20 protein-coding genes and 1 pseudogene are annotated in these 21,310 nt (G+C 44.7%); 17 read left to right on the top strand and 4 right to left on the bottom strand.

Features of this window, described 5'->3' with window-relative positions; all coding sequences use genetic code 11:
* Positions 1-356: 356 nt before the first annotated feature.
* The 6 genes from GN277_RS21990 to GN277_RS21960 all read left to right on the top strand — a co-directional run bounded on the left by GN277_RS21990 (position 357) and on the right by GN277_RS21960 (position 5,159).
* On the top strand, positions 357-782 hold the full coding sequence (locus tag GN277_RS21990; RefSeq protein WP_159753750.1) for an RNA polymerase sigma factor: 426 nt from the start codon (positions 357-359) through the stop codon (positions 780-782).
* 608 nt (positions 783-1,390) lie between these two features.
* Positions 1,391-1,759, top strand: coding sequence for a type II toxin-antitoxin system PemK/MazF family toxin (locus tag GN277_RS21980; RefSeq protein WP_159753747.1), 369 nt, complete (start codon positions 1,391-1,393; stop codon positions 1,757-1,759).
* On the top strand, positions 1,752-1,889 hold the full coding sequence (locus GN277_RS21975; RefSeq protein WP_159753744.1) for a hypothetical protein: 138 nt from the start codon (positions 1,752-1,754) through the stop codon (positions 1,887-1,889). The genes GN277_RS21980 and GN277_RS21975 overlap by 8 nt, the downstream gene beginning before the upstream one ends.
* 42 nt (positions 1,890-1,931) lie before the next feature.
* Positions 1,932-3,770, top strand: a complete 1,839-nt coding sequence (locus tag GN277_RS21970) for a recombinase family protein (RefSeq protein ID WP_159753741.1) — start codon at positions 1,932-1,934, stop codon at positions 3,768-3,770.
* A gap of 38 nt (positions 3,771-3,808) precedes the next feature.
* Complete coding sequence (locus tag GN277_RS21965) at positions 3,809-4,063, top strand: hypothetical protein (protein ID WP_159753738.1); 255 nt, start codon at positions 3,809-3,811, stop codon at positions 4,061-4,063.
* A 127-nt stretch (positions 4,064-4,190) separates the two neighbouring features.
* Positions 4,191-5,159 carry a Gfo/Idh/MocA family protein gene (locus GN277_RS21960; protein ID WP_159753735.1) on the top strand — a complete coding sequence of 323 codons (969 nt, stop codon included), beginning with the start codon at positions 4,191-4,193 and terminating at the stop codon, positions 5,157-5,159.
* Positions 5,160-5,268: 109 nt separating this feature from the next.
* Here the strand turns inward: GN277_RS21960 and GN277_RS31235 are convergent, their stop codons facing one another.
* Together GN277_RS31235 and GN277_RS31230 are read right to left on the bottom strand one after the other, a co-directional pair.
* Positions 5,269-6,135, bottom strand: coding sequence for a methyl-accepting chemotaxis protein (locus GN277_RS31235; protein ID WP_322101267.1), 867 nt, complete (start codon positions 6,133-6,135; stop codon positions 5,269-5,271).
* 16 nt (positions 6,136-6,151) lie between these two features.
* Positions 6,152-6,949: a HAMP domain-containing protein gene (locus GN277_RS31230; protein ID WP_322101266.1), complete on the bottom strand. Its 798-nt coding sequence runs from the start codon at positions 6,947-6,949 to the stop codon at positions 6,152-6,154.
* Positions 6,950-7,191: 242 nt separating this feature from the next.
* Between GN277_RS31230 and GN277_RS21950 the strand changes: the two genes are divergently transcribed.
* Positions 7,192-8,430, top strand: coding sequence for a threonine/serine exporter family protein (locus tag GN277_RS21950; protein ID WP_159753732.1), 1,239 nt, complete (start codon positions 7,192-7,194; stop codon positions 8,428-8,430).
* A gap of 121 nt (positions 8,431-8,551) precedes the next feature.
* Here the strand turns inward: GN277_RS21950 and GN277_RS21945 are convergent, their stop codons facing one another.
* On the bottom strand, positions 8,552-10,228 hold the full coding sequence (locus GN277_RS21945) for a methyl-accepting chemotaxis protein (RefSeq protein WP_159753729.1): 1,677 nt from the start codon (positions 10,226-10,228) through the stop codon (positions 8,552-8,554).
* A 155-nt stretch (positions 10,229-10,383) separates the two neighbouring features.
* Between GN277_RS21945 and GN277_RS21940 the strand changes: the two genes are divergently transcribed.
* From GN277_RS21940 to GN277_RS21910, 7 genes are all read left to right on the top strand, one after another.
* The gene (locus GN277_RS21940) at positions 10,384-11,007 is read left to right on the top strand and encodes a YczE/YyaS/YitT family protein (protein ID WP_159753726.1); all 624 of its coding nucleotides are present in this window, start codon (positions 10,384-10,386) and stop codon (positions 11,005-11,007) included.
* Positions 11,008-11,267: 260 nt separating this feature from the next.
* The gene (locus tag GN277_RS21935; protein ID WP_159753723.1) at positions 11,268-12,341 is read left to right on the top strand and encodes a M24 family metallopeptidase; all 1,074 of its coding nucleotides are present in this window, start codon (positions 11,268-11,270) and stop codon (positions 12,339-12,341) included.
* Positions 12,342-12,355: 14 nt separating this feature from the next.
* Positions 12,356-14,023 (top strand): peptide ABC transporter substrate-binding protein, encoded by a 1,668-nt coding sequence (locus GN277_RS21930; protein WP_159753720.1) that lies wholly within the window; start codon positions 12,356-12,358, stop codon positions 14,021-14,023.
* 155 nt (positions 14,024-14,178) lie between these two features.
* The gene (locus tag GN277_RS21925) at positions 14,179-15,105 is read left to right on the top strand and encodes an ABC transporter permease (protein ID WP_159753717.1); all 927 of its coding nucleotides are present in this window, start codon (positions 14,179-14,181) and stop codon (positions 15,103-15,105) included.
* A 10-nt stretch (positions 15,106-15,115) separates the two neighbouring features.
* Positions 15,116-16,039: an ABC transporter permease gene (locus GN277_RS21920; RefSeq protein ID WP_159753714.1), complete on the top strand. Its 924-nt coding sequence runs from the start codon at positions 15,116-15,118 to the stop codon at positions 16,037-16,039.
* A 15-nt stretch (positions 16,040-16,054) separates the two neighbouring features.
* Positions 16,055-17,077: an ABC transporter ATP-binding protein gene (locus tag GN277_RS21915; RefSeq protein ID WP_159753711.1), complete on the top strand. Its 1,023-nt coding sequence runs from the start codon at positions 16,055-16,057 to the stop codon at positions 17,075-17,077.
* Positions 17,077-18,048: an ABC transporter ATP-binding protein gene (locus GN277_RS21910; protein ID WP_159753708.1), complete on the top strand. Its 972-nt coding sequence runs from the start codon at positions 17,077-17,079 to the stop codon at positions 18,046-18,048. The genes GN277_RS21915 and GN277_RS21910 overlap by 1 nt, the downstream gene beginning before the upstream one ends.
* Before the next feature lie 121 nt (positions 18,049-18,169).
* On the opposite strand, the pseudogene GN277_RS32490 reads toward GN277_RS21910, so the two are convergent.
* Positions 18,170-18,256 (bottom strand): annotated as a pseudogene (locus GN277_RS32490) (DUF4368 domain-containing protein); the annotation flags it as partial.
* Positions 18,257-18,757: 501 nt separating this feature from the next.
* Between GN277_RS32490 and GN277_RS21900 the strand changes: the two are divergent.
* From GN277_RS21900 to GN277_RS21890, 3 genes are all read left to right on the top strand, one after another.
* Complete coding sequence (locus GN277_RS21900) at positions 18,758-19,123, top strand: hypothetical protein (RefSeq protein ID WP_159753705.1); 366 nt, start codon at positions 18,758-18,760, stop codon at positions 19,121-19,123.
* A 69-nt stretch (positions 19,124-19,192) separates the two neighbouring features.
* Positions 19,193-20,026: a uridine phosphorylase gene (gene udp, locus GN277_RS21895; RefSeq protein ID WP_159753702.1), complete on the top strand. Its 834-nt coding sequence runs from the start codon at positions 19,193-19,195 to the stop codon at positions 20,024-20,026.
* Between the two features lie 85 nt (positions 20,027-20,111).
* Positions 20,112-21,302 carry a phosphopentomutase gene (locus GN277_RS21890; RefSeq protein ID WP_159753699.1) on the top strand — a complete coding sequence of 397 codons (1,191 nt, stop codon included), beginning with the start codon at positions 20,112-20,114 and terminating at the stop codon, positions 21,300-21,302.
* The last annotated feature ends 8 nt before the right edge of the window (positions 21,303-21,310 follow it).

Below are 21,310 nucleotides of genomic sequence, written 5' to 3'. Positions count from 1 at the left end.
GGTGGGCTGATTTGTCATACTTTGAAATCTCTCCGACTTCGCTTTTTTGAAGTTTGGAGGGATTTTTATTGCCTGCAAGCAGTGATTTCTATTTACATATACCATATAAAGGATGGATGGGTAAGCCGTTAAAAAAATCCTTGTCAGCACAAGGGGGCTTTGCACCCAACAAGTAGAAGTCAAATATCTACATATTAGCAATAGAATCTCCTTAAACCGTGAAGGTATGACAGCCTTTGCGGTTTTTCTTTTGTCGTTTTTTGCAGAAATACGCCGCAAGGCTGTTTCTGGGATTGGATGCCGTTCGCCGCCTGCCAATTTGGATTTTCAAAAAATTCAGATTGGAGGTAACGAGAATGTCATTCAATTATGGCAGAGAAGAAAAGAAATGGCGGCTCTGGAAAGAAGCCGAGGAAAAGCAGTTGAGGGGCTTGGGCGTTAGCGAGGACACCATCAAGCAGCTTCGTATTCACGATTGGGCGGTCTTTAATTCCGACAGACGGTACTATCGCAGATTATTAGATGCAGATACATACCTTGAGGAATTTGCCGAGGATACGGCACAACCCGAAGTGAGGACAGTTGAGGAGTTTCTGGACAGTATTGAAAATCAGCAGCTTTATCAAATCCTCATTATGGTGGACAGGCTTACCCTGAAAATCGTTGTAATGAAAATACAGGGCTATTCCACACATGAGATTGCATCACAACTCAATACTACGGAGAAAGCAGTTTACAGACGGATGGACAGGCTCAAAGAAAAATTAAAAAAAGTTTTTTGAGTAGAGGGGAAAATCGAAGGTTTTCAAGGACTATGGGGTGTAAGGCAAAAAAAAAAGCCTTCGCCCCGTTTTCCTTTGTATGGCGAAAACGGGATTGTTCCTTGACAACTGAATAGTCATTCGCCAAATACTTCCTCTTTGTGATTGTGATGAGCATAAGCGTGTGCAGCGGTACGCCATGACCTGCCGATTAGCAGAATAGCGATGAAAGGTGGTGAGCGGTCAAATACCGACTCAAAATATCGGGCAGCTCCCGATTTCGCCATGACCCACAAAGAGAATAATGGTACTCCCGTCCAGTCACAGCCCGAACGGTACTCAATCCGTCGCAGGCAATGAGGGCGGCTCTGTCAGACCGACAGTTGGGGTGGAACTCCCGTGGCGTCAGTTCGCTGCTGACCGTTTGGCGATTTCCCTGCGTTTATGACGCATTTGCATTTCGGGGTGTCGAGGACAAATAGAGATGCTCCTATCATAATGCCAGATACAAGGCGGTCTATGGAAACAGAGCTTTGTTTTATGCTCTCCCGACCTTAAATACTTCCTTGTGTCTGGCTGCTACATAGGCAGGTTACGCCTGTCTTATTCCAGATAGGAGGTCAGATACTATGGAAAGAATAATCAGGCGTGGAGATGTTTTCTACGCAGAACTTAATCCCGTTGTTGGTTCGGAGCAGGGCGGCACAAGACCTGTGCTTATTATCTCAAACAATACAGGCAACAGACACAGCCCGACAGTTATTATTGCAGCGATTACGAGCCGAGTACACACAAAAGCAAAATTACCAACACATACCTCAGTAAAGGATTTTGAGGGGCTTGATAAGGACTCTATTATCCTGCTTGAACAGATACGGACGATTGATAAGCAGCGGTTAAAACAGTATATGGGAATGATGCCCGATAACATAATGGCAAGAGTAGACAAGGCTCTTGCCATTAGTATTTCTCTCAAAGGAGGGCATCAGAATGGATAAAATTAAGATTGATAAAGAGTATGCTGCTGCTATGTTAATTGAGTTTCTTTTTGAAAAGGGGCTTGTAAATAAGGAAACATATATGAATATCTACAAGCACTATAATTTGCACATTTCACAAGCAGCTTGATTTTTAGTACGATTATGAAAACAAAGCAAGGAGGTATTCATTATGCAAAATATAGCAGCAAGGCATAATCCTTACATTTTTTTGGATAGGAACAGAGAGCGGACGGTTGTGTATTATGGACGAGTTTCAACAGAGCATGAGGCTCAGCTTGCAGCCCTTGAAAACCAATTACAGTGGTATGATGACCAGACAGAAAGGCATAGTAACTGGAATGTCCTGCAAAAATATATCGACGAGGGAATAACAGGTACACAAGCAAAAAAACGTCCTGCATTTTTAAGGATGCTTGAGGATGCAAGGGCAGGAAAATTTGACTTAATTGTAACCCGTGAAGTTTGCCGTTTTGCAAGAAATACGGTTGATACTTTGGTAACGACAAGGGAGCTGAAAAATCTTGGAATCGAAGTCTATTTTGTGGAAGATAACATTTGGACAATGGATGGGGACGGAGAACTTAGACTTACGATAATGGCAACTTTAGCACAAGAGGAAAGCCGTAAAGTTTCTGAACGTGTTCGGGCAGGACAGAAAATCAGCCGTGAAAATGGTGTTTTGTATGGAAACGGCAATATCATTGGTTATGACCGTGTGGGAAGCACCTATGTAATCAATGAGGAACAGGCAGAAACGGTAAGGATTATTTTTGATTTGTATTTACAAGGTGCAGGTCAGACTAAGATTGCAAAAGAGCTTTGTCGTCTTGGAAGAAAGGATGGGCATGGACAGGTGAGCTGGTCTGCTTCAAAAATCGGGCGTATCCTGCATAATGCCACTTATAAAGGATATAACTGCTATCTGAAATCCTTTAGCAATAACTATTTGGAACAGAAGCGGATAAAGAATCTTGACGAAGAAACCTATATGTATGTCAAAGGGGATTTTGAGCCGATTGTTTCAGAGGAAGTTTGGGATAAATGTAGCGAAATACGCAAGGCACGGACGACAAAGATGATAGTAAACAAAGGAGAAAGAACATACGGAAAAAAATCAACACAAGATGTATGGCTTAGAAAATTACGTTGCAGTTGCGGTTCAACATTCCGAAAAAACAAGTGGCGGACTAATAAGAGGGGCGATGAGGTTTTTGGGTATCAGTGTTATAATCAGGTCAACAATGGCAGTAAGGCTTTCCGAGAAAAGAATGGTCTTGATACAGAAGGGTACTGCGACATTCGTATGGTTGGCGACTGGAAGTTAGAAATTATGGCTAAGAAGATTTTCGAGGGTATCTGGACAGAGCAAGAGCGTAGGGATGCGATATTAGAGGTTTATAGGCTCTTGAATGAATACTATCAATCAGACACCAAGAACAATCAAGCAGCCGTTTCAGCATTGGAGGGAAAAATAGCAAGGTTAAAAAATAAGATTGATAATCTTATCAGCATGAGGGCTGATGGGGAAATTACAAAAGAAGAATTTAGGTCGCTGAAGGATACGACGGAATCAGAGCTTAATAAATATATGGAAGAAAAGTCACGGATGGATGAGCTATCCGATAGTGAGGATGGTATAGAATTTGACACAGAGAAAATAAGAGCCGTACTTGAGGAAACATTAGATTTTTCCAATCCCAAACTTGATGACAGTATCATTGATAAATTTGTTTCGCAAATTATTCCCGTAGATAATTGTAGGTATCGTTGGGATTTGAATTTCCTGCCAAATGAAACGCAATCACTTGTCTGCAAAGTAGAGGGAAGAAAGAATCATGCCAATGCAACTATTGAGGATGAGAATGAAGATGAGGACGAAAGTCCTCGTACATATGTCCTAAGTATGGATTACAGCAATATAAGTGTGACAGCAAAAAACGCCTATCAAAGTTACGTTCTGCACAGGCAGCGATTGCGAACAAATAGTGTATTGGTAAAAAATTTATAGTTTATGTTTATATGGGGAACTTTTCTTGTGTTATGTTTTTGGATATTGCATGGGGAAGGTTCCCTTGTATAATTGGCAAAAATATATATGGATTTGATTCTATTACGTTCCGTTTTGAGAGAGCTAATGATTGTGGGTTTGATTTTGCCGAGGGAAAGTTACCTGAGAATCAGATATATAAATCTTATGGATTTTCAGAAGATGATTTATTACAAATGCAAGAATATTTAAAGAATAATAGCTTTTTGATTTGGGAGATTGCTGGAGAAAGAGGTGAAAAGCAAAGTGCCTAAAGCTTTACTTGAATTCCTAAGAGCTATTTAAAGAAAATACAAAAATACATTTGTGCTAACAGAGCTGTTATAGTTAGCCGTTGGTATGAATATTTTGGATTTTAAAATCAGAAGGAGGGAAGAAGAAATGAAGATTGGAATTTTAGGAGCAGGCAGCATCGCCCATAAGATGGCGGAGACTGTCCGCAGAATGGAAAAAACAGAAATATACGCAGTAGCATCCAGAAGCCTCGAAAAAGCAGAGGATTTCGCAAAGCAGTATCATATTCCGAAAGCATATGGAAACTATGAGGATATGGTGAAGGATTCGTCTGTAGACCTGGTCTACGTTGCGACGCCTCATTCACATCACTACGAGCATGTAAAGCTGTGTCTGGAGAATGGAAGAAATGTGCTGTGTGAGAAAGCATTTATGATTAACAGTGCTCAGGCAAAAGAAGTGGTTAGAATAGCAAGAGAGAAGAAGCTGCTTCTGGCAGAAGCCATATGGACTCGGTATATGCCTTCAAGAGAGCTAATCCGCGAGGCTGTGGACAGCGGTATCATTGGAAGGGTTACCTCTCTGACTGCAAATCTTGGATATGCGATTGGAAATAAGGAACGTCTGGTCAGATCAGACCTTGGCGGAGGCGCTTTGCTGGATCTTGGGGTATATCCCATTAATTTTGCGCTGATGGTATTTGGGGAGGATTATCAGGAGGTATCTGCGCAGGGGATCCTTTCCGACCAGGGAGTGGATTTGCAGAATAGTATCACTCTCACCTGGAAAAACGGGCGGATGGCGCTTCTGCACTCCAACATGGAGGCGCTTACAGACCGCAGGGGGATCATCCATGGAGATAAAGGCTATCTTGTTGTGGAGAATATCAATAACTGTGAGGCAATCAGCGCCTATGATCTTGACAGAAAGCTGATAAAACAGTATGAGATACCGGAGCAGATTACAGGGTTTGAATATGAAGTGGAGTCATGCCGAAGGGCTTTAGAAAACGGTGAGACTGAGTGTAAAGAGATGCCTCTTTCAGACAGCATAGCCGTAATGGAGATGATGGATCGGATACGGAAGCTTCTGGGAATACGCTATACCTGCGAATAAAAGATATAGGGGGTGATTGGAAATGCAAAAAACATTACCAATCACCCCTGTTTAACGATATGCAGTTATAGGGTTATCATCCTGCAGATAAAAGGCTTTTATACCTGACTTACCTGCGAAGCTGGAACTTCTGAACAGATCTCTTTAACTCTCCTGCCTGTTTAAATAATTCACTGGCAGTTGACGCAGATTTTTCGGCAGTCACCGTATTGGTGTGAACAACGTCAGAGATCTGTTCAACGCCTGCGGTTAGATGTTCAAGGGACAATGCCTGCTGCTGTGCAGAATCAGCAATCTTCTGTATCAGCTCGGCTGTGTTCTGGGAGCCGGTCACGCCGACAGAGAGGGCTTTTGTGGTATCGCCGGACAGGGATGTTCCATGTCTGACAAGCTCCAAGGAGTTCTCAATCAGCTTGGTAATATCCTTCGCGGCAACAGAGCTCTTGTTTGCAAGGCTCTGTACCTCATCAGCAACAACGGCGAAGCCCTTGCCAAGATTGCCGGCACGCGCCGCCTCTACCGAAGCGTTAAGCGCCAGAATATTGGTTTGGAAGGAAATATCTTCAATCGTCTTAATGATTCCACTAATCTGCATGGAGGATTCGGAAATATCCTCCATGGCAGAAGTGAGTTGCTCCATCTTGTTGCTACATGCCTTAAGCTTTTCCGCTAGGTCAATAGATGAGCTTCGCGCATCATCTGCATCCTGGGAGGTTGACTTAACCTGTCCGGTCAACTCCTGGATACTTGCCGACAATTCCTGGATAGCAGAGGCCTGCTCCGTGGCGCCATTGGAAAGAATTTGTGCGTCTGACGCTACCTGTTCAGACTCGTCGGAAACCAGTCCAGCAGTCTGGTTGATCTGTAACAACGCATAATTCAGGGAATCCAGAATCTGGCTGAGAGCGTTTTGAATTGGAAGGAACTCACCCAGGTAATTATTATCAATGGTCAGATCCATCTTGCCTTTTGCCATCTGGGCAAGCTTGGAGTCAATATCGTATATATATTTTTTTCAGCTCATTCTTCGTCTCATGGATAGAGTCTACAAGCATTCCAATCTCAGAGGTGTCTGACTCCAGGGAAAAATCTGCGGAAAGGTTTCCTGTGGAAATCTCACTCATCTGATCCCGTACAGCGATGATGGGTTTCAGAATGCGCCTGCGTGTAACATACATTACGATCAACTGGATACATCCTACCAGAAGCATGGAGATAATGATAAGTATCCGCATAATGGTGGAACGCCGGCTAAGCTTTTGGATCTCCTCTTTGGTTCTTATATCCAGGGTGGACAGAAATTGCTCTTTTATTGCGTTGATCTGAGTGATTGCAGTACTGTAATCCTTGCCATAAACATAATCCAGAGCCTCGTCAAGTTTTCCCTCCTGAACGTTGGCCATGGCGTTTTCTTCTAAGGGAACCAGCTCGTTGGACAGGGCGGACATCTCGTCAATCATAGCCTGCTCCTCCTCTGTAATACCAATCTCCTGCATGGCGGCAACTCCCAGATCACGGTTTTTCAGATTATTGATCTCGTTAAAATAGTTGTCATAATGTGCCTGGTCGCCGGTGGCTGCATATGCGCGCACCTCGTTGGTCAGGTAGGCGGAACCGTTCATAAAACGATTAGCATTATAAGTCAGGTCAAACCTTGCCTCGCTGTCGTTGTTGAGCTTCTGGTTTACATTGGAATTGGATACCAAAAGAACGATCATCAGAATCAAGGCCAGAATAGATATCCCATTTAGGATAGCGATGAGTTTTGATTGTTTCATTGCTTTTTTCATTTGCATTACTCCTTTACATTATGTTGCTTAATTCTCATTGTAAGTCCGAATCAGCTCCGCAGTCCCCAATACAGAGGCTGATTTATCTCAAATGATAATAATATTATAATTATACCATTTACACAGTTGGTTCACAATTATTTATCAAAAAAAACAGTAATTTTATTACTTGTATATTGTCGGAATTTGTGATAAAGTAAAACCGTTTTGAATTTTGTTTGTTTTCAGGGAGGAATGTTATCATGGATTACAACAGGATTGTGCAGATGATCCTTGACGTAGGAGAGGAGATGCTGCGAAGCGGGGCGGAGAATTTCCGACTTGAGGATAGTCTCTACAGAATGTGTAAGAGCTATGGGTTTAAGAGATATGATGTGTATGCTATTCCAAGTAATCTCCAAATAACGGTGGAGACGCCGGAAGGGGAGATTATTACACAGATTCGTCATATTGAGTCAACAGACATAGATTTTGACCGCCTGGATTATCTGAATAACCTGTCGCGGTACGTCTGTACAAATAAACCGGATGAGAAGGTATTTCGAGAGAAATTTCAGGAGGTTATGGACAGGGAGCAGCAGCATCCGGCGGTGAAGTATTTCGCAGGCGTTATGGGCGGAACAGGTTTTGCAGTGTTTTTTGGGTGTAATCTTACGGATGCGGTTGTTGCGGTGATTGTTTCCCTTATGATTGTGGTTGTGGGGGATTGGCTTGGCAAGAGGGAGAGTAATCTCTTAGTTTATAATATGATACTTTCTTTCTTGTCGGAAATGATTATTCTGACAGCCATTCGCCTTGGAATCGGCGGTCATCCGGATCGGGTCATGATTGGAATCGTTATGCTGCTGATTAGTGGTCTTGGTGTGACAAACGGAATCCGTGATGTATTACAAAGAGATTTTATATCCGGTGCGCTTCATATTATGAATTCTATGTTAGGAGCGGCAGGTATTGCGTTTGGGATAGCCCTTGCTATCATGCTTCTTGACGGTGCGGCGTCAGAAGGTTTTATACTGAACCATAATATACCAATTCAGTTGATATCTTGTACGGTTGCATGTATCGGGTTTGCTTTTTGGTTTAAGATCAGAGGGCGGCAGGTATTTTATTCAGGTATCGGCGCATTTTTTACCTGGGGCATCTATATCCTGGTCTATGACCTGAGGCCAAGTAATTTTCTGGCCACGCTGGTGGCGGCGGTATTCGTTGCGTTCTATGCGTTTTTCATGTCCAGAATTAATAAGGCGCCCTCTACCATCTTTCTTACGGCGTCCGTGTTCCCGCTGATTCCGGGACCCAACCTATACTATATGATGTATGGATGCGTGAGCAAGGATATTGAGCTGGCTTTTGGCGAAATGATGGTATTGTTTGCCACCTGTCTGGCGATTGCGTTTGGATTTATCATTGTGGATGTTGCGTCCAGGAGTATTATGTATATGATGAAGACGGAATACCATGTAGGGAAAGCCCCACGATAAATAATAAGTCAGGAGAAAAATTAGGAGAGATAAAAAGAATAAAGGTCTGGCAGGAAATATTTAAAATCGGATTTCCCGCCAGACCTGTTTATTATCATATAGAAAAGGCGTTTAGCTTTAATCAGCGAAGTTTGAAACGCTGTACAGACTGCTTGAGTTCACCTGCCTGCCTATAAAGCTCGTTGGCAGAGGAAGCGGATTTCTCCGCAGTATTCGTATTGGTCTGAATAACAACAGAGATCTGCTCTACACCTGCTGTAAGCTGCTCCAAGGACAGAGCCTGCTGCTGTGCAGAGTCGGCAATCTTCTGAATCAGGTCAGCAGTGCTCTGTGCACCTGACACACCGACAGAGAGCGCCTCTGTAGTCTCATCGGAAAGAGAAGTTCCGTACTTTACCAGTTCTATGGAATGTTCGATAAGCTTAGTGATATCCTGGGCTGCATCCGCACTCTTGTTGGCAAGGCTTTGTACCTCGTCGGCTACCACGGCAAAGCCTTTGCCGGAAACGCCGGCACGGGCAGCTTCAATGGAGGCGTTGAGGGCCAGAATATTAGTCTGGAAGGAAATATCCTCAATGGTCTTAATGATGCCGTTGATCTGCTGTGAGGATTCGGAAATCTTCTCCATGGCAGACGTTAGCTTATCCATCTGTTTGCTGCATGCGTTAAGCTGCGTGGCTGAATCCACGGAAATCTTTCGAGCCTCGTCAGCGTCCAGGGAGGTAGAATTCACTTGTCCAGATAGGGACTGGATGCTTGCCGACAACTCCTCGATGGCAGAAGCCTGGTCAATGGCGCCGTCTGAGAGTATCCTTGAATCAGAAGCTACCTGTTCGGATTCATCGGAAACCAGCCTTGCAGTCTGGTTGATTTGGGACAGGGCATGGTTCAGAGAGTCTAAGATCTGACGCAGAGCATTCTGGATTGGCAGGAATTCTCCAATATAATCAGTATCTATGGAAAGATTCATACTGCCTTGCGCCATCTGAGCTAGCTTGGAATCAATATCGTGTATGTATTGCTTTAATACGCTCTTTGTCTCATGAATGGAGTCTACCAGCATACCAATCTCGGAGGTATCCGGCTCCAAAAGAAATTCGGCGGAGAGATTACCACGGGAGATTTCTCCCATCTGATCCCGCACTGCAATGATTGGCTTCAGGATGCGTCTGCGAGTAACGGACATGATGATCATTTGGATGATGATGACCAGTACCAGGGCCGCAAACAGAAATATTCGTATAATCATAGAGCGCGTATTCAATGTCTGGATTTGCTTCAAGGTCCGCGTCTCCAGCACTGAAAGGAACTCCTCCTTCAACTCGTTCACCTGAAGGATGGTTGTATTATATTCGTCTCCATAAACATAATCAAGCGCCGCCTTAAGATTTCCCTCCTGTACATTCTTCATGGCATTTTCTTCCAGGGGAACCAGGTCGTTAGAAAGGGAGGACATCTTGTCAATCATCCCCTGCTCCTCTGCGGTAATCCCAATCTCCTGCATGGCGGCAACCCCTGCCTCCCTATTTTTCAGATTATTAACTTCGTTCTGGAAGTTATCGTAGTGGGACTTGTCCCCTGTGGCTGCATATGCGCGCACCTCCTCTGTTAAATAGGTGGAGCCGTCCATAAACCGATTGGCGTTAGAAGTCAGGTCATATCGTACCTTGTTAGCCGCGGAGAGCTGGTTATTCGCATTGGCGTAAATCAACAGAAGGATTGCCATCAATATGAGGGCAAAGATAGATAGACCGTTTAGAATCGTAATGAGCTTAGATTGTTTCATTGCCTTTTTCATTTGCTTTCTCCTTATCTATGAAAAAATACGATTATTATATATCTCTAGTTTACATAAAAACAGCAAGAATTTCAATAGTTCAGTGATATTTTATCTTGACAGTAAATGGAGTGTGTATTAAATTATTTACAGTTAAATTGCAAAGGAGGAGGATTATGAAAATACCGGAAAATTTTAAAAGGCGGGTTGTAATGACGACAGTAGGCGTCGTGTTATGTGCAATCGCCGTGGGCTTCTTTAAGTGCTCGCTGTTTGGCGTAGACCCGTTTCAGTGCTTTGCCCAAGGCGTCTGGGGGCGTTTCTTTAAGACAAATATGTCTTACGGTATCTTCTATACAGTGGTGTGCGCTCTCATGCTCGTTGTAGATATGTTTGTAGCCAGAAGCTATATGGGAGTGGCTACCCTGGTGAATATGTTTCTGACAGGGTATATTGTAGATTTTGCCAGCGGAGTCATTACAAGTTTTGCTAAAGAGCCGAATCTGGCGGTTCGGGTGGTATTCCTTGCAGTTGGCGTTCTGGTTATGTGCTTTGCCTCCTCGCTTTATATGACGTCTAACCTGGGAGTTTCGGTTTATGATGCCATACCGATTGTAATTGCACGAAAATGGAGTTTTCCCTTCAAATTCGTCCGGATTGCGTGTGACCTTATCTGTGTTACGGTGGGAACGCTGGCCGGCCTGATGCCCGGCGTGGGAACGCTGATTACCGCATTTTTTATGGGGCCGCTGATTGAATTCTTTAATCACAGCTTCTCTGAGCCATATCTTAACAGATAATTTTCTAAAATTTTTCTAAAAAATGGGGGCTGCCAAGGCTGGAAGTCCCCATTTTTGGCTATTTTCATGAATTTTCCATCAGATATTACAGATTGTTTGTCATTGTTTTCTTGACCACATCGCTTTAAAATGGTAAAATGAATAATATTTATTTATATTTTAACAAAGATTAACGTTAATAGATTAACGTTATTTGTGGTGTCTAGTATACATAGATGCTATATATGGGAAGTGTATATAGAAAATGATGAGGTGTTTTTATGACAAGGATTGAACAACTGCGTTCCTATATGGAGCAGGAGGGCCTTAAGGGGTTCTACATAGCCAAGCCTGCCAATGTTCGCTGCATCAGTGGTTTTACAGGGGAGGATTCTTTCCTGTTTATTACAGAGGACAGGCAGTATTTTATTACGGACCCAAGATACACAGAGCAGGCGGCGTTAGAGTGTCCTGACTATGAGGTTGTTGACTGGAGGACAAAGTCCGGATACAACATGGGACTGACGGTAAAGAGGCTTGCCGGAGAGAATGGCGTCGAAAGGATTGGGTTTGAGGAGGATTATCTCACATACCGTACATGGAAGGCATTTGAGGAGGATGTGGATGCAGAGCTTGTTCCTACATCTAATATTATAGAAGGTTTCCGCTCGGTCAAGACGCCGGAGGAGCTCTGGAAGCTGACCGTTGCGTGTGATATTGCTTCAAGGGCATTTGAAAAGATTTTAAAGGATATCCGCGTCGGTATAACGGAGAAAGAGATTGCGTCTAAGCTGATGCACCATATGGTGACGGAGGGCGCAGATACGAAGCCTTACGGAGGAATCGTGTTGTCAGGGGCAAGAACGTCCCTGCTTCACGGAATTCCTGGGAATAAGGCTATAGAATATGGTGATTTTGTCCTGTTGGATTATGGATGCCAGTATCAGGGGTATCTGTCGGACATGACCCGTGTAGTGGTTGTGGGAAAGGCTAGTGAAAGACAAAGGGAAGTGTACCGCCTATGTAGACAGATGACAGAGGATACAGAAGATGCTGTTCGTGCAGGAGTGACCGGAACAGCGTGTTATGAGGCGTCTCTTAGGGCAATTCGCGATACGGAGTATTTTCCGTATCATTACCGGGGCATTGGCCACGGGGTAGGGCTGTTCGTGCATGAGCTTCCGAACCTTGGTTCGGGATGTGACAATGTTCTTGCAAAGGACAGCGTGTTGACGGTAGAACCAGGGATTTATATTCCGGAATGGGGCGGTGTCCGCATTGAAGATCAGGGCATCGTTACTAAGGACGGATATAAGAACCTGATAGGTGCTACACATGAGCTAATAGAACTATAAAAAGGAGGATTCTTATGAAGAAGAAAGTATTAGCCGCAATTTTAGCAATGGCTATGACAGCCGCTTTGGCTACGGGCTGTAGTACGCCAGGATCAAAAGGGAATTCCGATTCAGGAAGTTCTGATGACGGAGGAAGTGGATCCGGCGGAAAGAAAAGAATTACTTATACGCTGCGTGAAGACGTTCCATCTATGGACCCGCAGAACAGTAACTCAATCAGTGCTTCATCCGCGAATATTCATGTCCTTGCCTGTCTGACAAGAAATGTTGAGGGTGAGGTAAAGGGTGATGCAGCAGAGAAATGGGAAGTGTCTGACGATGGACTTGTATATACCTTCCACCTTCGCGACGGTTTGAAATGGAGTGACGGCCAGGATGTAAAGGCTGAGGATTATGTGTATGGTATGCAGAGGCTGATGGACCCAGAGGTTGCTTCTGACTATGCGTTTATCGGATATATTTTGAAGAACGGCGCTGCCGTAAACACTGGTGACGTAGCGGTTGAAGAGTTGGGCGTAAAGGCTCTGGATGATAAGACTGTTGAGATTACGCTGGAGCATCCGGCAGTCTATTTTGAAGCAATGGTATCTATGTGTTCATTCGGACCGGCAAGAAAGGATCTTGTTGAGGAATACGGCGCAGAGTATGCGGCAGATCCAGAGAAGGCTGCTTATAACGGACCATTCGTTATGTCTGAGTGGAAGCATGGCGATGAACTGATCATGACCAAGAATCCGAATTACTGGGATGCTGACAGCATTAAGCTTGATGAGATCTGCATCAAGACCGTAGCAGAGGCTAAGACTGGCGTTGCAATGTTCGAGCAGGATGAGGTTGATATTACCGTTGTTCCTTCAGAGATGGTATCTCAGTATGTGGACAGTGAATTTAATACAGAGGCGTACTTCACAGGAGCAGATGATTATATCATGCTGAACCAGACAGAGGGTAAGCCATTTGCCAATAAGAACTTAAGATTTGCGATGAACTATGGTCTTAACAGAAAAGAGTATAACACACTTGTAAACTACGATACTTATGTAGCTGCTCAGAGACTTGTCCTTCCGGATGTAACGTCAGCAGACACTACATATGGAGAGGCTTATCCGTTTGAGCCGTTCCCACTTGAGAACGATAATGCAAAAGCAAAAGAGTACCTTGACAAAGCAGTTTCCGAGCTTGGAGTTTCTTCACCGGCAGACATTGAGATTAATCTTCTGACAACAGATACAGAAGGCGCAAAGAGGCAGGCAGAAGTTCTGAAAGAGCAGTATGAGAAGAACTTGGGCATTAAGGTTGAGATTGACCAGGTAACATACAAAGAGAGACTGGAAAGAGAACAGGTATTGGATTATGACATGGTAGTTACAGGTTGGGTTCCGGATTACTCTGATGCATATTCTTATCTTGAGCTGTGGATCAGTGACGGACAGTACAATCACTCCGGATACAATAATCCGAAGTATGATGAGCTTCTTGAGGCTTCCAATACAGAGACGGATGCTAAGGCAAGACAGGATTTACTGTTTGAAGCCGAGAGGATCTTCCTCGAAGAAGATGCTGCGTTAGTACCACTTCAGCTTCGTCAGGATACATATCTTGTGAATCCGAAGATTGAGAACTTCAATGTATATTTCGTTGGATACGACTTTAACCTTGTATATGCAGATTTAGCAGAATAGTTTTTAGCGAGGGGACCCGTATTGTGGTCCCCCCTCTTTGACAATTTTGATTATCCTGAGTACGACGGAGGTGTGGGATAATCAAAATTGTCAAATGGTAAGGAGATGTGCTAAAAGATAACTGTACATTTCCTATGGAGAGAAAGGAGAAGCACATGGCAAAATATATTCTAAAACGAGTTCTGCTTGCAATCGTAACTTTGTTCGTGCTGACGAGTATTGTATTCGTGTTGGTGCGGTTATTGCCTGGTGATCCGTTTTCAAACCCGAAGATGACACCAGAGATTAAGGCGAATCTGGAAGCATATTACGGACTTGATAAACCGCTGCCGGTGCAGTATGTTACTTATATGAAGAATGTATTTCATGGGGATTTAGGATATTCCATGAAATATGAAGGACGTACGGTCAACCGTATTATCGCAGAATCTTTCCCGTATTCTGCGGACTTAGGAATCAGAGCGTTATGTTTTGCGTTCTTTTTTGGGATTATATTGGGTATTATAGCGGCCCTTAATCGTGGAAAGAAGCTGGACTTTGTCTGTATTTTGATTGCGATTATAGGAACATCCATACCGGATTTTATTATGGGTTCACTTCTGCAGTATTTCTTTGGAATTAAGTGGCAGATTCTTCCGGTTGCGCAGTATACCAGCTTTAAACATACCATTCTGCCGTCTATTGCGGTAGGATTCTATACTCTTGCGTCTGTGTCGCGTCTGATGCGCTCCAGTATGCTTGAAGTCGTTACCTCTGATTATACGAAGACAGCCAGGGCAAAGGGGTTATCAGAATTCCGTGTTACCTTCAAGCATCAGATTCGTAATGCAATTACACCGATTATTACCATTATGGGACCCACAGTTGCTTCTGTGCTTACGGGTACTTTCGTAATTGAGGCGTTGTTCGCAATTCCGGGCATGGGCAAGCACTATGTTGACAGTATTAACATGTCTGATTATACGTTGGTTCTGGGAATGACGATTTTCTATGGCGCTTTCCTTGTCATAGCAATTCTCATTGTAGATATCCTGTACGGTATCGTAGATCCGAGAATCCGTCTCAGTGGAAAGAAAGGGTAGGTGAGTGGATATGGCAGAGATAGCAAAAGACAGATTTAAAGTTATTGGAAAAAATACAAAGAGTATGGAGTCCATTTCCCGCCCGAATATCGGTTACTGGCAGGATGCGTGGAGACGTATTTGTAAGAATAAGATTGCGTTTTTTTCTTTGTGTCTGATTAGTATATATATATTGCTGGCAATATTTGCACCTATGTTCAGCCAGTATGATTATTCCACCCAGAGTGTGGAGAAGATGAGCCAGTCTCCTTCTTCGGTGCACTGGTTTGGTACAGATGCCCTTGGACGTGATCTGTGGGTAAGAGCCTGGATGGGTGCGAGAGTGTCCCTTACCATTGGTTTTGCGGCGAGTATCATCAATGCATTGGTGGGCTCAATTATGGGAGGTATCTCAGGCTTTTACGGAGGCAAGGTGGACATGCTGATTCAGCGTGTGGTAGACGTGCTGTATGGTATTCCCAGTATGATTGTTACCATTCTTCTGATGGTTGTTATCGGTAACGGCGTACACTGTCTGATTATTGCGATGTGTATGGTGGGATGGATTGGAAGCTGCCGATTTGTCCGTGGTGAAGTCCTTAAGCTTCGGGAGTCTGATTTTGTTGCGGCTGCAAGGATTCTTGGTGTGCCGGACTTTGTGATTATTGTGAAGCATATCTTGCCGAATATTATGGGTCTGATTATTACGAATCTGACTATGGCGATTCCGGGTGCGATTTTCCAGGAGGCATTCTTAAGCTATATCGGTCTTGGTATTAAGCCGCCGGGATGTAGCTGGGGTGTACTTGCAAAAGAAGGGATCGCTCAGCTTCGTATCCATCCTTATCAGGTTGTCATTCCAGCAGCGTTGATTTGTACCACGATGTTGGCGCTGAATCTGTTAGGCGATGGATTACGCGATGCATTTGACCCGAAGCTTAGAGGAACAGAATAGGAAAGGAGTAAGAAGATGGAAAATTTATTAGAAGTTAAGAATCTGACATTCTCCTTTCATACCTATGGGGGTGTTGTAAAGGCGGTTCGTGATGTTAGTTTTGAAGTACGTCCAGGCGAGATTCTTGGTATTGTAGGAGAGTCGGGCTGCGGCAAGAGCGTTACGTCCTCCTGTATTATGAGACTGAATCCGGAGCCTCCGGGATTCTTTGAGGGCGGACAGATTCTCTATAAGGGCGACGATGTACTTAAGATGGATAAGAAAGCCCTTCGCAATATGCGTGGTACGGAGATTGGCTTTATTTTCCAGGATCCTATGACTTCTCTGAATCCGACTATGAGGATTGGAAAGCAGATTGAAGAGGTCTTCGTCGGAAAAAAGAATATGAGCGCCGCCGAGAAGAAGCAGAAGGCGCTGGATATTCTGAAATTAGTTGGTATCTCTGATGGAGAGCGCAGGTATAAGCAGTATCCCCATGAGCTGTCCGGCGGTATGAAGCAGCGTGTCATGATTGCGATTGCGTTGGTAGGAAGTCCAAGTATTGTCATTGCAGACGAGCCTACCACATCTCTGGATGTTACGATTGAAGCCCAGATTCTGGATCTGCTTAAGAATCTTCAGAAAACATTGAATACCTCGATTATCCTGATTACCCATGACCTGGGGGTTATTGCGAAGCTTTGCGACCGTGTTCTTGTTATGTATGGCGGGAAGGTTGTGGAGAGAGGCACTGTGGATGAGATTTTCTATGAAACCAGCCACCCGTATACAAAGGGACTGATGCAGTCCATTGCAAGGCTGGATACGGCGAAGGGAGAAAAATTAAAACCGATCGAAGGGACACCTCCTGACTTATTCTCCCCTCCGGTTGGATGCCCGTTTGCAGCGCGGTGTGAATATTGCATGGATGTGTGCCTTGATACGCCGCCTGAGATGTATCAGCTTTCCGACGAGCATATGACCTGCTGCTGGCTGCAGCATGAGTTTGCGCCGGATACAGATATGAAAAGAGCAGCAAAGAAAGGAGAGGTGAAATAATGGCAAATAATGAGACAAATCAGCCTCTCGTGCAGGTAAATCATTTATGTAAATATTTTCACATAAGCCGCAAGGAGACCTTAAAAGCGGTGGACGACGTCAGTTTTACCATCAACAAAGGTGAGACGGTGAGCTTAGTAGGCGAGTCCGGCTGCGGAAAATCCACCACCGGACGCTGTATGATCCGTCTGTACAATCCCACAAAGGGAGAGGTGCTCTATGACGGAAAGGATATTATGAAGCTGTCAAGGGCAGAGCAGAAGGAGTTTTGCAAGAAGGTACAGATGATCTTCCAGAATCCGTATTCCTCCTTGAATCCCCGTATGACGGTTAAGGAGATTGTAGGCGAAGGATTGAAGCAGCATGGCATGTCCCAGGCCGAGGTGGATGCAAAGGTGGAGAAGCTGCTTGAGACTGTTGGTTTGAATAAGGACCATATGTCCCGTTTCCCACACGAATTCTCCGGCGGCCAGAGACAGCGTATCGGCATTGCCAGGGCGCTTTCCGTTGATCCAGAGTTCATCATCTGTGATGAGCCAATCTCTGCGCTGGACGTGTCGATTCAGGCGCAGGTAATCAATATGCTTAAGAACCTTCAGGAGACCATGGGGCTTACCTACTTGTTTATTGCCCATGACCTGAGCGTGGTGAAATATATCTCTGACAGGGTAGTGGTTATGTATCTGGGGACTATTGTGGAGACGGCGGAGACGGAGGAATTATTCTCGAATACGCTGCATCCTTATACAAAGGCGCTATTATCAGCCATTCCGGAGGCTGACCCGAAGAAGGCGAAGGCCAATGAGCGTATCCCGATTAAGGGAGAGATTCCAAGCCCGATTAATCCAAAGGATTGCTGCAGGTTTGCGGAGAGATGCCAGTTTGCGACGGACCGGTGCTTTAGTGAGATGCCAAAGCTTAGGGAGGTTGCGCCGGGGCATATGGCGGCTTGCCATTTGATTGAAGGATAAATAAAAGCCAGCGGGGTTGTTTTTTGGACAGCCCCGTTATTTGGATAGCGTTCCATAAGGAAGTTGCCCCAAAGACTGAAATATCTTAATATGCTACTATGTTGACAGTGCAACCCTGCGGCTACGCTGTTTTGCATCTCTGACCGTCAATATATTCTGAATTGGACACGACAATCTTCTTAATAAATTCGTGTACAATTTCGGGGGTTAATTCCGTAAGCTATGTGATGCATTTTACCCTGTCGATAAATCGCTGAAGGCTGTCGCTCTCTTTCGCCCGCTTTTCTGTATGTTACATACGCTGATTTGATTGATACCAGATAAGGATAAAATTTTTGAATAAAAGCATATTGAAAAACATTTTTGCATATGCTATAATGCCAATAGGCAAAATGAAATGAAAAGTCCACGTTGACGAAAGAACGAATCCCTACACTGTATTGCAGTACAGTGTAGGGATTCTTCTTTACTTTTATACTGGCAAAGCACCCAGTAGGCTATTTGTTGCTCTTATCATCGCTATCTAACCATTTGATGATGTAGTGGCAAACTACACCAGCCGCAATAGCGATAAAAAAAGAAATGAAAACACCCAACGTTGACACCTCCTTCCTGAGAGTTCCACCAGTTTCCAGACAAATATCTACATAAATTTAAGCAGAAGTCTGATACAGGATTGAAAATAAATCTTTTGCAGGAATTTGTTTTTGTGGCGCTTGACATCTATAAGCAAAACCATCAAAATAAGAGTATAAAGAAGCGGCTAGAAGGATGGCTTACTTTTCTAAGCAGTGATGAACCGGAGGATATCATTGCATTGATTGAAAAGTATCCGGACTTTAAAACAATGTATGAGCAGGTCTATGAGATCTGTCAGAATATTGAGCAGGTGATGGGGATGTTTTCAAAGGAATTGTATGAACTGGACAGGAATACAGTGCAGTATATGATTGATGAGCTTAAAGAGGAGAATCAGAGACAGAAGGAGGAGAATCAGAGACAGAAGGAAAAGATTGAGCAGATGGAAGCAGAGCTTCGAGAGGCTTTGAAAAAGTTGGAAGAATACAAAAGATAACTCATGGTTGATAATAGGATGTCCATAGATGTACAGCTTCATTCAACCTGTGAAAAGGAGGAAGATTTTATGAACTATTCAGAAAATCCGGATAAACAGTATCATATTCAAGTGGGCAGAGGTGATGTGGGGAGATATGTATTGCTTCCAGGAGACCCCAAGCGGTGTGCGAAGATTGCGAAGTATTTTGATGATGCAAGACTTATGGCAGACAGCAGGGAATATGTCACCTACACAGGATATTTGGACGGAGTGGCAGTGAGTGTGACGTCCACGGGGATTGGAGGCCCGTCAGCGGCCATAGCCATGGAGGAGTTGGTGATGTCAGGGGCAGATACATTTATACGGGTCGGAACCTGCGGAGGTATGCAGACAGAGGTAAAAAGCGGCGACATCGTCATTGCCAGCGGTTCAATACGGATGGAGGGAACCAGCCGAGAGTATGCGCCTTTGGAATTCCCTGCCGTGGCGGATATCCGGATTACTAACGCGTTGATGGAGTCAGCCGGTGAGCTTGGGCAGGAGTATCATGTAGGAGTGGTTCAGAGCAAGGACTCCTTCTATGGACAGCACTCTCCGGAAACCAAGCCGGTCAGCTATGAATTGCTGAACAAATGGGAGGCGTGGAAGAAGTTAGGATGTCTGGCCTCGGAAATGGAGTCGGCGGCATTATTTGTGGCCGGAAGCCATCTGCGCGTCAGGGTGGGCGCCTGTTTCCTTGTTGTGGCAAATCAGGAGAGGCAGAAGGCCGGGCTTGACAATCCTGTGGTCCATGATACCGATATGGCTGTCCGCGTGGCTGTGGGAGCCCTTCGGAGACTAATTGCAAAGGACACGGAGGATTATAAGGTCTATACCTTAAAGGAGTTGCTGCCTCAGGGGGTTGGACCGGAGAATCTATAAAAGTGTTTAGGAGAGACAGTACATAAAGGGTATATGCAGAGATATGTATTGTTATGTACCTGTAAAGAATTTGGGGGTGGAAATAATGGGTAAATATAAGAGGATATTTGTAATCGTAATCGATTCACTGGGAATCGGGCAGATGCCGGACGGGGAAAAATTTGGTGATATTGGAGTGAATACACTGGGCCACATATCGGAGGCGGTTGACTCCTTTCGCATTCCGAACCTGCAGAGGCTTGGGCTTGCGAACCTGACGCCTCTTAAGCAGGTTGAGGCGCTTGAAAGCCCTCTGGGCTATCAGGCCGTGGTGCGGGAGGCGAGCAATGGGAAAGATACCATGACCGGTCATTGGGAGATGATGGGAATTGAGACAAAGACTCCTTTTCAGACATTTACGGACCATGGCTTCCCTCAGGAGTTGATTACAGAGTTAGAGCGCAGGACAGGGCATAAGATTATCGGAAATAAGAGCGCCAGCGGAACGGCAATCATTGACGAGCTTGGAGAGGAGGAGATTGCCACAGGTCATATGATCGTCTATACGTCGGCGGATTCTGTACTGCAAATCTGTGGAAATGAGGAAACCTTCGATCTTCAGGAATTGTACCGATGCTGTGAGATTGCCCGTGAGTTGACCTTGCGGGAGGAGTGGAGAGTAGGGCGCGTTATTGCAAGACCCTATATCGGTAAGAAGAAGGGGGAATTCGAGCGCACAAGCAACCGCCATGATTATGCGCTGAAGCCCTCTGGCGCGACGGCGTTGAATGTGCTTAAGGACAGCGGCTTTGATGTGATTTCTGTAGGGAAGATTGTTGATATCTTTGACGGAGAGGGGATAACGCAGGCTCATAAGTCTAAATCTTCTGTTCATGGCATGGAACAGACGCTTGAGTTAGCACAGAAGGATTTTCACGGGCTTTGTTTTGTAAATCTTGTGGATTTTGACGCGAAATGGGGACATCGAAGGAATCCTGAGGGGTATCGGGACGAGCTGGAGAAGTTTGACGAGAAGCTGGGGCTTCTGTTGGAAACGCTTTGGGAGGAGGATCTTCTGATGATTTCTGCGGATCATGGGACAGACCCAACGTATACAGGGACGGACCATACGCGGGAAAAGGTTCCTCTTTTAGCGTATTCAAAGTCTATGAAGGGCAGCGGTAGATTGCCTGAACAGGAAACATTTGCGGTAATCGGCGCCACGGCTGCCGAGAATTTTGGCGTCAGTATGCCGAAGAATACGATTGGCACGTCGCTTCTTCATTTTCTGAAATAAAAGGCAAA

It is taken from the genome of Sporofaciens musculi, assembly GCF_009830285.1.
GTDB lineage: Bacteria > Bacillota > Clostridia > Lachnospirales > Lachnospiraceae > Sporofaciens > Sporofaciens musculi.
Note: the sequence above shows the minus strand (reverse complement) of the source record. Positions and strands in the feature narration are given on the sequence as shown.